The 12889-nt window shown below is 69.3% G+C and carries 11 protein-coding genes; 5 read left to right on the forward strand and 6 right to left on the reverse strand.

What is annotated here, in order from left to right; translation table 11 throughout:
* Both rpoD and dtd read right to left on the reverse strand, forming a co-directional pair.
* Positions 1 to 1494: RNA polymerase sigma factor RpoD (rpoD, locus tag VER16_RS18525; protein ID WP_324810633.1), on the reverse strand; the 1494-nt coding region annotated here is incomplete at its 3' end.
* A 90-nt stretch (positions 1495 to 1584) separates the two neighbouring features.
* Positions 1585 to 2025: a D-aminoacyl-tRNA deacylase gene (gene dtd / locus VER16_RS18530; RefSeq protein WP_324810635.1), complete on the reverse strand. Its 441-nt coding sequence runs from the start codon at positions 2023 to 2025 to the stop codon at positions 1585 to 1587.
* Positions 2026 to 2085: 60 nt separating this feature from the next.
* On the opposite strand from dtd, the gene VER16_RS18535 reads away from it, so the two are divergent.
* The 4 genes from VER16_RS18535 (at position 2086) to VER16_RS18550 (ending at position 6329) form a co-directional block, all read left to right on the forward strand.
* Complete coding sequence (locus VER16_RS18535; protein ID WP_324810637.1) at positions 2086 to 3006, forward strand: lauroyl acyltransferase; 921 nt, start codon at positions 2086 to 2088, stop codon at positions 3004 to 3006.
* Between the two features lie 69 nt (positions 3007 to 3075).
* Positions 3076 to 4209 (forward strand): GTP cyclohydrolase II RibA, encoded by a 1134-nt coding sequence (gene ribA / locus VER16_RS18540; RefSeq protein ID WP_324810639.1) that lies wholly within the window; start codon positions 3076 to 3078, stop codon positions 4207 to 4209.
* A 153-nt stretch (positions 4210 to 4362) separates the two neighbouring features.
* Entirely contained in the window at positions 4363 to 4794 is a 432-nt protein-coding gene (locus VER16_RS18545; RefSeq protein ID WP_414716077.1) for a PH domain-containing protein, read from the forward strand.
* On the forward strand, positions 4791 to 6329 hold the full coding sequence (locus tag VER16_RS18550; protein ID WP_324810643.1) for a PH domain-containing protein: 1539 nt from the start codon (positions 4791 to 4793) through the stop codon (positions 6327 to 6329). Before VER16_RS18545 ends, VER16_RS18550 begins: the two co-directional genes overlap by 4 nt.
* 110 nt (positions 6330 to 6439) lie before the next feature.
* On the opposite strand, the gene VER16_RS18555 is transcribed toward VER16_RS18550, so the two are convergent.
* Entirely contained in the window at positions 6440 to 7498 is a 1059-nt protein-coding gene (locus VER16_RS18555) for a CDP-glycerol glycerophosphotransferase family protein (RefSeq protein ID WP_324810645.1), read from the reverse strand.
* On the opposite strand from VER16_RS18555, the gene VER16_RS18560 reads away from it, so the two are divergent.
* On the forward strand, positions 7497 to 8303 hold the full coding sequence (locus VER16_RS18560) for a glycosyltransferase family 2 protein (protein ID WP_324810647.1): 807 nt from the start codon (positions 7497 to 7499) through the stop codon (positions 8301 to 8303). The genes VER16_RS18555 and VER16_RS18560 overlap by 2 nt on opposite strands.
* 115 nt (positions 8304 to 8418) lie before the next feature.
* On the opposite strand, the gene VER16_RS18565 is transcribed toward VER16_RS18560, so the two are convergent.
* From VER16_RS18565 to rsmB, 3 genes are all read right to left on the reverse strand, one after another.
* A complete protein-coding gene (locus tag VER16_RS18565) occupies positions 8419 to 9588 on the reverse strand; it encodes an O-antigen ligase (RefSeq protein ID WP_324810893.1) in 1170 nt (389 codons plus the stop codon).
* A gap of 230 nt (positions 9589 to 9818) precedes the next feature.
* Positions 9819 to 11534 (reverse strand): glycosyltransferase family 39 protein, encoded by a 1716-nt coding sequence (locus tag VER16_RS18570; RefSeq protein WP_324810648.1) that lies wholly within the window; start codon positions 11532 to 11534, stop codon positions 9819 to 9821.
* A gap of 22 nt (positions 11535 to 11556) precedes the next feature.
* Positions 11557 to 12888 carry a 16S rRNA (cytosine(967)-C(5))-methyltransferase RsmB gene (gene rsmB / locus VER16_RS18575; RefSeq protein WP_324810650.1) on the reverse strand — a complete coding sequence of 444 codons (1332 nt, stop codon included), beginning with the start codon at positions 12886 to 12888 and terminating at the stop codon, positions 11557 to 11559.
* Between the last annotated feature and the right edge of the window lies 1 nt (position 12889).

A 12889-nucleotide genomic window follows, 5' to 3' on the forward strand; every position in this document is an offset into this window, starting at 1 on the left:
GATCTTGTCTTCCGGCATGTCCATTTCCTTGGCCAGCTCCTCCGGCGTGGCCTCGCGGCCGTACTGCTGGAGCATCTGGCGGGAAATGCGGTTCAACTTGTTGATCGTCTCGATCATGTGCACCGGAATACGGATGGTGCGTGCCTGGTCGGCAATCGAGCGGGTGATCGCCTGGCGGATCCACCAGGTGGCGTAGGTCGAGAACTTGTAACCGCGGCGGTATTCGAACTTGTCCACGGCCTTCATCAGGCCGATGTTGCCTTCCTGGATCAGGTCGAGGAACTGCAGGCCGCGGTTGGTGTACTTCTTGGCGATGGAGATGACCAGGCGCAGGTTGGCCTCGACCATTTCCTTCTTGGCCTTGCGGGCCTTGGCTTCGCCGTAGGCCATGGCGCGGCTGATTTCCTTCAGCTCGTCCAGGTCCAGCAGGGTCAGCTTTTCGATATCGATGGTGGCCTGCTGCTCGGACACGATCTGGTCCTTCACCTCACGCAGCGCCGAGGACCACTTCTGCTTGCGCTTCAGTGCGTCTTCCACCCATTCCAGGTTGGTCTGGTTGCCTTCCCAGGAACGGATGAAGTCCTTGCGCGGCATCCGGGCGGTGACGGTGGCCAGGTTCAGCACGCGGCGCTCATGCGACTTGATGTCGGCCATGGTGTCGCGCAGCTGCTTGGTCAGCACGTCGGTCAGCGGCAGCGGCAGCTTCAGGGTGACGAACACCGCCGACATCTCCTCGCGGAGCTTGAGCAGATTCTTCTTGTCGCCCTTGGCGGCAGCCTTCTTGAAGGCATTGAAGGCGTCGGCCAGCGCCTGCATGCGCGCGGCGACTTCCTCCGGGTCCGGACCGGTCGGCGCGGCTTCTTCATCGCCGCCGTCGACATCATCGTCCTCGTCCTCGTCGCCATCGGCGTCGGCATCGTCGCTGTCGTCGGACGCGGCAGCCGCCGGCGGGGCCGGCTCTTCCTCGGTCAGGTCGTTGAAGCCGACGATCACTTCAGCAAGGCGCTTCTTGCCTTCCTTGTGCGCTTCGTAGTCGTTCAACAGCGATTCGACCGACACCGGGAACTGGCCCAGCGCGGCCTGCACCTGCGAAAGGCCTTCCTCGATGCGCTTGGCGATGGCGATTTCGCCTTCGCGGGTCAGCAGCTCGACGGTGCCCATTTCGCGCATGTACATGCGCACCGGGTCGGTGGTGCGGCCACCTTCGGTGTCCAGCGCGCTCAGCGCTGCGGCGGCTTCTTCAGCCGCAGTGTCGTCGACCTCACGGTTGCCCGTGTTGCCGTCGTTGAGAAGCAGGGTTTCCACATCCGGCGCAACTTCATGGACGTCAATGCCCATGCCGTTGATCATGCCGATGATGTCTTCGATCTGTTCCGGGTCGACCATGTCGTCCGGCAGATGGTCATTGACTTCGGCGTAGGTCAGGTAGCCCTGTTCCAGGCCCTTGCTGATCAGTTGCTTGATTTCGGATTGGGCAGGACGTTCGTTGGCCATGTAGTGCTCGCGCCACCGGCTAGGGAGAAATAGGGAACGTAGCATTATACCAGCCCGGTGCCCCGCCTGCCGGGCGGTGGTCCCGGCGGCTCAGGGCCTGAGGAGGAAGGTCACGGGACCGTCGTTGACCAGGCTGACGACCATATGGGCACCAAACCGGCCTGTTTCCACCCCCGGAGCGTGATTTTCACGGCAGATCCCGACAAATCGATTGAACCCGCGTTCAGCCTCGTCCGGCGGGGCGGCAGTCGTGAAGCTGGGGCGCATGCCCGAACGGGTGTCCGCGGCCAGGGTGAACTGGCTGACCAGCAGCAGCCCGCCCCCGGTATCACGCAGCGAACGGTTCATTTTTCCGGCCTCATCTGCGAATACACGGTAGCCAAGCAGGCGTTCGGCCATCCGCTTCAGCTGGGCCTCGGTGTCACCCGGCTCCATGCCCACCAGGGCCAGCAGGCCGGGGCCGATCTGCCCGACCGCCTCGCCCTCCACATGCACGGCGGCCTGGGTCACACGCTGGATCAGCACGAGCATCGGGGGCTCCAGATAACGGGGCCGGCCACGATAGCAGCGCCCTTGGCTAAACTGGGGCCAATGAATCCGCAACGCAAAGCCCGGCTGGTCCATCGCGCCACCACCCTGTTCGCCCGCCTGCCCTGGCCGCTGCTGAGGGGCATCGCGCACGCCCTGGCCTGGGCCTGGATCCGCGTGAACGCCCGCGAGAGCCGGGTGACCCGGCGCAACCTGGAACTGGCCTACCCGGAAATCACCGGCGCCGCGCGCGACCGCCTGCACCGCGAGCTGCTGCGCTCGACCGCGCTGCAGGCCATCGAAACCCTGCGCCTGTGGAGCCAGACGCCGGCCGACAACCTGCGACTGCACTTGAAGGAGCAGCACGGCGCGGCCCTGTACGACGCGGCCCTGGCCAGCGGCAAGGGCGTGATCGTGGCCGCCCCGCACTTCGGCAACTGGGAGCTGTTGAACCAGTGGCTGGCCTCGCGCGGGCAGATCGCCATCGTCTACAAGCCGCCGGAGGACGAGGCCGGCGATGCCTTCCTGCAGCTGGTGCGCGGTGGCCAGAACGTGCAGCAGGTGCGCGCCGAAGGCCCGGCCGTGCGCCAGCTGTTCAAGGTGCTCAAGGACGGCGGCGCCACTGGCATCCTGCCCGACCAGCAGCCCAAGGCCGGTGACGGTGTGTTCGTGCCGTTCTTCGGCATGCAGGCGCTGACCATGACCCTGGTCAACCGGCTGGCCGAGCGTACCGGTGCCACCGTGCTGTACGGCTGGTGCGAGCGCATCGGGCCGGACATGGAATTCGCCCTGCATATCGAGCCGACCGACCCGGCCGTGGCCGACCCGGACCCGCAGGTGGCCGCCACCGCGCTCAATGCCGGCATCGAGCGCATCGCCCGTCGCGATCCCACCCAGTACCAGTGGACCTACAAGCGCTACACGCTGCGCCCACCGGGCAGCGGCGAGGCCGACCCCTATGCGACCAAGGAACATCCCCACTAACGGCTGCCTCACTGGCGGCAGCCCCACGGGTACGTTGAATACGACGCTGGCGCCCCCATAGAGACTGCGATGTCCGCCTCCCCCGGTCCTGCCATGCCTGCTTCTTCCCTGTTCGGCGATCCTGCCGCGATCCGCTGCGAACGCGCGGTGGCCGAACTGCGCGCCGGTCGTCCGGTGCTGCTGCACGATGGCCAGGGCCAGCGCCTGGCCGTGATCGCACTGGACAGCGCCACGGCCAGCAGCTTCGCCGCCTTCGCCAGCGCCGCACACCAACGCCACTACCTGTTCCTCACCGCCCCCCGCGCCCGGGTGCTCGGCGTGGAGGCGGCCGAGGGCGCGCGCCTGCCGTTGGCCGGCGTGGCCTTCGATGCGCTGCCCTCGCTGGGCTACCTGCGCGAGCCGGGCCCGATGCCGGACGGCTGGAGCGCCGGTGACGCCTTCGATGCCGGTGCGGTGGAACTGGCCCGGCTGGGCCTGCTGCTGCCGGCGATGGTGGCCGTGCGCCTGGATGCCGATGACCACACCTTCGACGGCGCGGCCGAAGTGGCCCTGTGCGACCTGGCCGAGGGCGCGGCCCACGCCGCCCACGATTACGAACTGGTGGCGCGTTCGCCGGTGCCGCTGCGCGATGTCGGCATGACCACCTTCGCGGTGTTCCGCGGCGGCGTGGCCCAGCGCGACCAGGTGGCCATCATCGTCGGTGAGCCGGACCTGTCGGCCGTGGTGCCGGTGCGCGTGCATTCCTCCTGCCTGACCGGTGACCTGTTCGGTTCGCTCAAGTGCGACTGCGGCGACCAGCTGCGGCGCGGCCTGCGCAAGCTGAAGGAACTGGGTGGCGGCGTGCTGCTGTACCTGGACCAGGAAGGCCGCGGCACCGGCATCGCCGCCAAGATGCGCGCCTATGGCTACCAGCACGACGGCCTGGACACCATCGACGCCGATGCACAGCTGGGCTTCGGTGCCGACGAACGCCGTTACGGCAGCGCGGTGGCGATGCTGCGCGGCTTGGGCATTTCGCGCGTGGCCCTGCTCAGCAACAACCCGACCAAGGCCCAGCGCCTGCGCAACGCCGGCATTGAAGTGCTGGACTGCATTCCGGTCACCGGCGAGATCACCGCCGAGAACGAACAGTACCTGCGCACCAAGGCCGACCGTGCCGGCCACATGCTCGACGTCGACGCGCTGATCCAGGCCGCCCAGTAACGCGGCCGACCTGCTACCGTCTTGCGCGGGGCGGCTGCGGCCGCCACCGCCCTGCCCTGCTGCCCGACGGACGCCCGCGTGACCGAACTGCCAATTGCCGACCCTGCAACGCCCCTGGACCACTGGCAACCCCTGCCGCGCCGTGCGGCGCGGATGGCGGCACTGGAGGGCGCCTTCGGTGGTCTGTTCGTACCCGGCGTCCCGCTGGCCGCCGCCTGGTGGTTCCTTGATCTGCCCGGCGGCCTGTGGGGTGCAGTCGCAGGCCTGCTGGTCGGTCTCGCATCCGGCGCGTGGCTGGGCCATCGCCGCCTGACCCGCACCCGCTGGCGACTCGACGCCCAGGGCCTGGGCCTGCGCCGCGACCTGATGTGGCAGCTGGAAACCCGCATCCCCATTTCCCGCGTGCAACACCTGGACCTGCGCCGGGGGCCGCTGCAGCGCCGTGCCGGCCTGGCCACCCTGATCGTGCACACCGCAGGCACGCGCCTGAGCGCGGTGACGGTCAGCGGCCTCGACCAGGCCGATGCCGAACGCCTGCGTGACACCCTGGCGCACCAGCTCGACCAGGACGCCGACGCCCTGTGAGCCTGCCACCACCCCTGCCGCCGTCGCTGCCAGGCGACGGCCATGAGCATCGCCTGCACCCGTGGTCGTGGCTGTTCGTACTGCTGATGCAGCTGCGCCACTATCTGCTGCCGCTGGTGGCACTGCTGGTGTTTGGCCAGCGCGGCGACCGCGACCCGATGTGGGCGCACTTGATCCCGCTGTCAGCCATTGCCGCGCTGGTGCTGGTGTCGGTACTGCAGTACCTCAGCTATCGCTACCGAATCGGCGGTGATGCGATCACCGTGCGCAGCGGCCTGCTGTCGCGCAATCGCCGCGAGATTCCCTTTGCCCGCATCCACAACGTGGAAGTGCGGCAGAACCCGCTGCACCGCCTGTTCGGGGTGGCCGAGCTGCGCCTGGAATCGGCCGGTGGCGTGCGCCCGGAAGCCGAGATGCGCGTACTGAAACTGGACCAGGCGCTGGCGCTGGAGCGGCTGGTACGCCAGCGCGGACAGGCACCGCAGGCGGCGGCTGGCGATGTACCGCAGGACGCTGCCGGCGACGAAACCGAGCGGGTGCTGCTGCACCTGTCTGCAGGCGATGTGGTCCGCATGGGGCTGCTGACCAACCGCGGCTGGACACTGGTGGTGGCCGCTTTCGGCGTGCTGTCGCAGACCGTGCCCAGGCAGGTGATTGACGATGCCATCGAGCGCGGCGGCCGCCAGGTCTTCGGCTTTGTCAGGGACCTGCACCCCGACATGACCATCGCGATGGTGCTGCTGGCTGCGGGGCTGCTGCTGGGCTGGCTGGCGCTGCGTGTGCTGTCGGTGGTGCTGACCGTGCTGCGTTACCACGGCTTCACCCTGAGCGAGCGCGAACGCCGGCTGACGGTGTCCACCGGGCTGCTCAGCCGCACCCGCAGCAGCGTCGCGCGCCGCCGCATCCAGGCCTGGACCCTGCGCGAGGGCACGCTGCAGCGCTGGTTCGGCCTGCGCCAGCTGCGCATCGACAGCGCGGCGGGTGGCCCCTCCCGTGATGATGATCGTGCCCTGCGCGAACTGGCGCCGCTGGCACCGGCCGCCACCTGCGAAGGGCTGGTCAAGCACCTGCTGCCGCAGCTGCAGTGGCCGCCGGCGCAGTGGCACGCACTGCCGCAGCGCGGCTGGTGGCGGTTGAGCCTGGGCAGCCTGGTGCTGGTGCCGCTGCTGGCGGCCGGCGCGTACTGGCGCTGGGGCCCGTGGGGGCTGCTGGTGCTGGGCTGGCTGCCGGTGGCGCTGCTGGTGGCACACCGGCAGATGGCGCGCATGGGCTGGCACCTGGATGGCCAGTTCGTGGCCGTGCGCGGTGGCTGGTGGAAACGCTGGTGGCGCTGGGCCGAACTGGACAAGGTGCAGGGCCTGCGCCTGCAGCGTTCGCCGCTGGACAAACTACTGGGCACCGCCAGCCTGCAGCTGGATACCGCCGGTGCCCATGGTGATGTGGCGCTGGCCCTGAATTACCTGCCGCAGGCCCAGGCACAGCAGGTGATGGAGCAGCTGGCGGCGGCACTGGCGCGGCGCAAGCTGCGCTGGTGACGCGGGGTCGGATCCCTTTCCACGGGAAAGGGCTCTGACCCCTGCCATGCATCCACGCATGGCGTGGATCTACTGCAATTGGATTGCCGGCCAGCGGCCGGCACTACCCATCACCGCTGCGACGGGCCCCAGTACCCCAGGTCCTTGCGGATCTGCAGGTCGCGCACCCAGCTGCCGAACGGCTTGCGGCGCAGCACGCCCATTTCGCCGGACAGGAAATCCTCGGTCGCGGCAATCACCCGCTCGCTGGAGCGGCCATCGCGGAACGGGTGAATGGTATCGGCATAGCGCACGATCTCCGCCTGCAGCGCAGCCTCCGGGTGCAGCGCGCGCTGCAGCATGGCCGGCAGCTGCGTGGCGTCGTCGAAATCGATCATGTGCGGCTTGGGCACGCGGTTGCGGAAGGTCACCACCGGCTTGTGCTGGACGATGAACTCCGAAACGATCGACGAGGTGTCCGACACCAGCACGTCGGCCGCACGCTGCGCGGCCATCACCTGCTCCGGTTCGATGAAGCGCGCATTGGCACCGGCCAGCGCGCGGTAGCGCTCGAACAGGTCCGGCGGGCACTTCGGGTGCAGGGTCAGCAGCCAGTAACGATCACCGGCGGCAATGTCGGCGGCGATCGGGGCCAACAGGTGCGGGGCCGCGCTCAGGCGCTCGGTGAAGGTCGAGCCGAACAGGATGACCGGACGCCCGCCGGCCGGTGCACGCAGCGCGGCACTCTCGCCGCCATCGTCGCGGAACAGCGGGTCCAGCTTCGGCCAGCCGGTTTCGGCCACCGCGAAGTGACCCTGCTGCCCGGCGATCTGCTGGAACGGTGCGGTGGTGGCCGGCCCCTGCGTGCAGTACAGGTCGAACATCCCGCGCACCCGGAAGTGGCCGCGGGCGCTGTCGCGCTTCTCCACGTTGAAGCCATGGAACAGCTGCACCTTGGCCCCGGACAGGAAGGTCGGCACCCAGTTGGCGGCGCTGAACACCGCGCGCGGGCGCATTGCCAGGGCCTGCTTCAGGCCGATGCTGGGCACCCCCGGCAGGCTGCTGCCGGCCGCGCCACCTTCGAACCAGGCGGCCACGTCCTGCCCGGACGCGTGCAAGGCCTGCGCCAACGGGGCGAGAATAGGCAGCGCATAGCGCTCCGTCGCAAACAACAGGTACCCGGCCATCATGTCCTCCACGACCGCTCCCATCGAACGGCCTCGCATCTCGGCGTGCATTATCGCGTTCAACGAGGCCGGGCGCATCGGCGACTGCCTGGCCTCGCTGGCCTTCTGCGATGAGATCGTGGTGGTGGACTCGCACTCCACCGATGCCACCGTGGCCATCGCCGAGGCCGCCGGGGCCCGCGTGCTGCAGCGCCCGTTCGACGGCTTCCGCAGCCAGAAGGCGTTCTGCGTCGAGCAGGCCAGCCACGACTGGGTGCTGTGCCTGGACGCCGACGAGCGCGTCAGCCCCGAGCTGCGCACGGCCATCGAGCAGGCCCGCGACGGTGGCTTCAGCGGCCATGCCGGCTACCGTTTCGCCCGTCTCTCGGAATATTTCGGGAAGTTCCTGCGCCACGGCAACGCTTATCCGGACCGGGTGATGCGGCTGTTCGACCGGCGCCAGGGCGGCTGGCGCGGCAAGCGTGAGATCCACGAAGCGGCCAGCGTCGATGGCAGCGTCGGCACCCTGCGCGGCGACCTCATCCACTACCCCTACCGCTCCCTGCAGCAGCAGCTGGCCAAGACCGAGAAGTACGCGCGGATGATGGCCGAGCACGAGTTCGCCCGCGGCAAGCGCGCCACCCTGGGCAAGCTGGTGCTGGCGCCGGCCTGGCGGTTCTGGCGTGGCTTCGTGTTCCGCGGCGGGTTCCGCGATGGCTGGCACGGCCTGGTGTATGCCTACGTGCGCGCCAACTACGTGCGGCAGAAGACCATCATGCTGTGGATGCTGGGCAACGGCCAGGCCGTGGCCGACCCGCGCAGCGATTGACCCGGCATCCGTGCCGACCAACGGTCGGCCCCTACCAGTAGATCCACGCCATGCGTGGATGAGCCCAACGGTCGGCCCCCACCGGTAGCGCCGGGCCGTGCCCGGCGGCCACGGGTCAGGCCGCCGCCCGGTGCCGTGCGCCTTCCAGCAGCGACAGCCCGGTAAGCAGGGCGACGATGGTGACGTAGAAACTGGCCGTCATCTGGTGGGCGAACATCGACTGGGTCAGCCCGCACAGCACATAGGCGATGACGATCATCACCCCGGCCGCCGCGGGCCCACGGAAGGTGGCCCGCCCGCTGCGCCGGTGCAGGTAGACGAAGACCCACAGCGGCACGCCATACACCGCGATCAGCATCAACAGGCCGGGCAGGCCCTGGGTGGCGGCCCATTCGGCCACGTCGTTGTGCGCATGGCCCAGATGGCAGCGCTGTTCCGCAGGGTCTTCCCGGCACACCGGCACGCGCTGCATGGCGCTGTCGAAGTGGCCGATTCCGACACCGGTCAACGGATGGTCGAGGAAGGTCTCCCAGGCCACCTGCATGCGCTCCACGCGCGCACCGGCGGAGGAGTCGACATCTCCCTGTTCCAGCTTCTGCACATCACTGTGCAGTTCGGTCAGACGCACCTGGTGGCGCAGTTCCGGGACCGACAGCAGCAGGGTGGCACCGATGGCCAGCATGCCGGCCAGCACCGACAGGCGGGCAACGCCGGTACGCCAGCGCAGGCTGAGCGCCAGCACCACCAGCAACGCCAGCAGGGCGGCGAAGACACCGCGACTGCCGGTCAGCACGATGGTGCCGCAGCCGGCGGCCATGCCCAGGATCACCAGCGACCAGCGCCGTGATGGACGGCAGAACACCAGCAGCACCATCAGCATGACCACGATATCGGCCAGCACGATGGCGTTGGTGCTCAGCTCGGCACGCGGTGCGCCCTGCAGGACCTGCACCAGCGACAGCACGAAGGTGGCCAGCAGCCCGGCCAGCGCGCCGCGCCAGAGCCAGCGCAGGTCCGGCCGCAGCGCACAGACCCAGAGCGCGATCCACGGCATGACCAGGAACCGCGAACGGTTGTCCACGTCACGCAGCCCCTGCTCGAACAGCACGACCGACAGCAGGCCCAGCGCCACCGCCGCCAGCATCAGCCAGGTCAGCGCCCGCACAGGCGTCCCGCCCATGCCGCGTACGCGCCACAGCAGCTCTGGCGCCAGCAGTGTGCTGACCAGCAGGGTCAGTGCATACGGCAGCAGGTTCACCGGTACGGTCAGTACCAGTGCGGGCATGCAGAACAGGCCGATCTGTGCGATCCAGTGCGCCGCGCCATGGCGGCCGCCTGCAGGAACCGGCAGCGGATCGGCGCGGGTGGGGCTCAGGTTGTCCAGTGAAGCTGGCACGTCGGAAAGGGTCGCTGCGGTGATGCGGAAGAAAACGGCAGTCCCTGTCGTGGACCGCCCGCCTGATGTTGTACTGCCTTTGTCCACGCTTGGGCAGTCTGGACAAACCTGCCGGCCGGTTATTGCTCTTCTCCCTGCAACCGCCGTTCACGTTTCAGTTCGGCTTCGCTGGCCACGCAGGGGCCGTGCACCGCCGCGGCCGGTACCAACCACCAACGGCGCCGGTTGGCAACACCGGCCAGCACCGCCCCGCTGCGATCCACGCAGCCCAGCAGCGCGTCTTCATGGGCCAGCAGCCAACGCCGCTGCGGCGACAGCTGTTGCCATCGAACTCCGGCCTGCAACTGTTCGTGCCAGCGCACATTGAAGCCGAAGGTCGCCGCCGGGCGCTCGGCCATCAGCAGGTTCTGCTCCTTCCAGGCGACCAGGCCCAGTTCGGCGTCGGCACCGATGCGCGCATTGACCGAACGCATCAGGCCACGGGCCGAGCTGGAATCGTTCAGCACCGGGTAGCCCACCAGGCTGTACAGCACCCACACCACGGTCAGCATGGACACCAGCGCCAGGTGGCGTCGCGCCGGCCCGAACAGCAGCAGGCCGGCCGCACCAGCCCCGCCCATGGCCAGCGCGGCCCAGGCCATCGCATCCATCGCAGCCGGGGTCAGCCCACGCTCCAGCACCAGTCGTGCCTCGAAACCCGGGGTGCCCAGCAGGGACGATGCACCGGCCACCAGCATGCCCAGCGCCAGCAGCAGGGTGAAGCCACCCAGCACGCGCTGCACGTCGCGCCGGCGCAGCAGGCCCGGCACCAGCGGCGCCAGCGCCAGGCAGAACATCGGCAGCGACGGCAGGATGTAGACATCGCGCTTGCCATGCGGAATGGAGAAGAACAGCACGATCAGCAGCCACCAGGCCAGTGGCAGCAGGTAGCGCGGGTCGCGCCGCCGCAGGCGCCGGCGCCAGGCCGGGATCGCCCACGGCAGGGCCAGGAACGCCGGCACCCACATCGAGGGCATGGTGCCCAGGAAGTACCACCATGGCTGATGGTGGTCCCAGGACTGCGTGTAGCGCCTGGCCGTCTGCCGGAACAGGATGTCGTCCAGGTAGGCCTGGTACTCGCCCGACTTCGTCGCCAGCGCGGTCATCACCATCGGCACCAGCCACAGCGCGATGGCCAGCACGAATGCCAGCGGCGCCAGCCAGAAACGCAGATCGCGCGCATGCAGGCGCACCCGCGGCCAGTGCAGGGCCGAGGCGATCGCCGCTGGCAGAATCATCAGCAGCGCCAGCACCCCCACGCCCTTGGTGATGACGCCGATGCCGGCAAAGAACCAGCCGGCCCACCACCAGCGCCAGGCCGGCCCCAGCAGCAGGTGGCGCAGCAGGCCGTAATTGGCCAGGGTGATGAACAGCACCACCAACGGATCGATCTGCGCCTTCTTGGCCTGGAAGGTGAACTGCAGCGCGAACAGCAGCGCCCAACCGGCGTACAGGCCGACCCGGCGCGTCCACAGCCGGCGGCCCAGATCGACCACGCACCACAGGGTGCCCAGCGCAGCGATCAGCGAGGGCAGCAGGAAGGCCACGCGCCAGTTGCCGATCACGCTGTACAGCGTGGCCTGCCACCACATCAGCATGGGCGGCTTGTCCGAGTACAGCTCCAGCCCGCGATGCGGGAACAGCCACTGGCCACTGTCCACCATCTGCCTGGCGACCAGGGCGAAGCGCGGTTCGTCCGACGGCCAGGGGTCGCGCAGTCCGAGCCCCGCCCCCAGCACCAGCAGGGCCATCACTACGAACAACCACGTCTCGCGTGACGCGCGGGTTTTCAGCATGGGAACTCGAACGGCGACGGGGTCAGGCTGTTTTTAGCAGACGCGCGTAGAAGAAACCGTCAGCATCGTCTTCACCGGGCAGGCGCTGGCGGGCGATGCCCTCGCAGTCCAGACCGAAAGCGTCACCCAGGGGTGCCGCCTGGGCATCCGGGTGCCACTTCAGGAAGGCGCGCACCTGGTCGACGTTCTCGGCGCGCAGGATCGAACAGGTGGCATACAGCAGCACGCCACCGGGGCGCAGCATCGCCCAGCAGGCTTCCAGCAGACGCGCCTGCACGCCCACCAGAGCCTCGATGTCCTCGGCACGGCGGTGGAACATCACGTCCGGCTGGCGGCGGATGACGCCGGTGGCCGAGCACGGTGCATCCAGCAGGATGGCGTCGAACGGCGTGCCGTCCCACCAGGCCGCGGTGTCGCTGGCGTCGGCGACCTGGGTCTGCACGTGCTCACCCACGCCGGTGCGGGCGTAGGTGTCCTTGGCCCGGGCCAAACGCCGCGCATCGATGTCCAGCGCCAGCAGGCGCAGGCTGGGGTCGCGTTCCAGCAGATGCGCCGACTTGCCGCCCGGGGCGGCGCAGGCGTCCAGCACCCGCGCGCCGGCCGGCGGCGCCAGCGCATCGGCCGCGCACTGCGCCGACAGGTCCTGCACCGACAGCGCGCCCTCGGCAAAGCCCGGCAGCTGGTTGACCGGGCTGGCCTCGGCCAGGCGCAGCGCATCGGCACTGAGCGGGCTGGGCTCGGCGGCGATACCGGCCTCGGCCAGCGCGGCCAGCGCCTTGTCACGGCCGCCGTGCTGGCGGTTGGCGCGCAGCCACAACGGTGCCGGCTGCAGGCTGGCGCTGAAGATCGCCTCGGCCTGCTGCGGCCAGTCGTGCTCGACCGCCTCGGCCAGCCAGGCCGGGAACGCGTCGCGCGCGGGTTGTTCAGGGAAGCCCTCGCGCTGCGCACGGCGCAGGATGGCGTTGACCAGGCCGGCCTGGCGTTCACGACCCAGCGCGCGCGCCGCATCGACGGTCGCCGACAGTGCCGCATGGGCGGGCAGTTCCAGCACGTCCAGCTGGGCGAAACCGACCATCAGCAGGGTGCGCAGGTCGGCATCGCGCGCCGACAGCGGCTTCTGCATCCACGCCTGCAGCGCGGCATCGTAGGTGCTGCGGCGGCGCAGCACCGCGAAGCACAGGGCCTCCAGCAGCGCGCGGTCGCGGGTGTCGGACAGCTTGGGCAGGGCCCACGCCAGTTCGGCCTTCAGCGAACGGCCGCGGGTGAACACCTGGGCCAGCACGCGCGCGGCCAGCATGCGGGTGGCCGCGCCCGGCGCCGCCTTGGCAATGGAAAAGTCGTTCTGTTTCGACACC

The organism is Stenotrophomonas sp. (genome assembly GCF_035634915.1).
Lineage (GTDB): Bacteria > Pseudomonadota > Gammaproteobacteria > Xanthomonadales > Xanthomonadaceae > Stenotrophomonas.

Bases quoted from the DNA above. Each gene is read 5' to 3' on its own strand.
- dtd (WP_324810635.1), bottom strand. From the start codon at position 2,025: ATGCTCGTGCTGATCCAGCGTGTGACCCAGGCCGCCGTGCATGTGGAG.
- VER16_RS18535 (WP_324810637.1), top strand. From the start codon at position 2,086: ATGAATCCGCAACGCAAAGCCCGGCTGGTCCATCGCGCCACCACCCTG.
- ribA (WP_324810639.1), top strand. From the start codon at position 3,076: ATGTCCGCCTCCCCCGGTCCTGCCATGCCTGCTTCTTCCCTGTTCGGC.
- VER16_RS18545 (WP_414716077.1), top strand. From the start codon at position 4,363: ATGGCGGCACTGGAGGGCGCCTTCGGTGGTCTGTTCGTACCCGGCGTC.
- VER16_RS18560 (WP_324810647.1), top strand. From the start codon at position 7,497: ATGTCCTCCACGACCGCTCCCATCGAACGGCCTCGCATCTCGGCGTGC.
- VER16_RS18555 (WP_324810645.1), bottom strand. From the start codon at position 7,498: ATGATGGCCGGGTACCTGTTGTTTGCGACGGAGCGCTATGCGCTGCCT.
- VER16_RS18565 (WP_324810893.1), bottom strand. From the start codon at position 9,588: ATGCCCGCACTGGTACTGACCGTACCGGTGAACCTGCTGCCGTATGCA.
- VER16_RS18570 (WP_324810648.1), bottom strand. From the start codon at position 11,534: ATGCTGAAAACCCGCGCGTCACGCGAGACGTGGTTGTTCGTAGTGATG.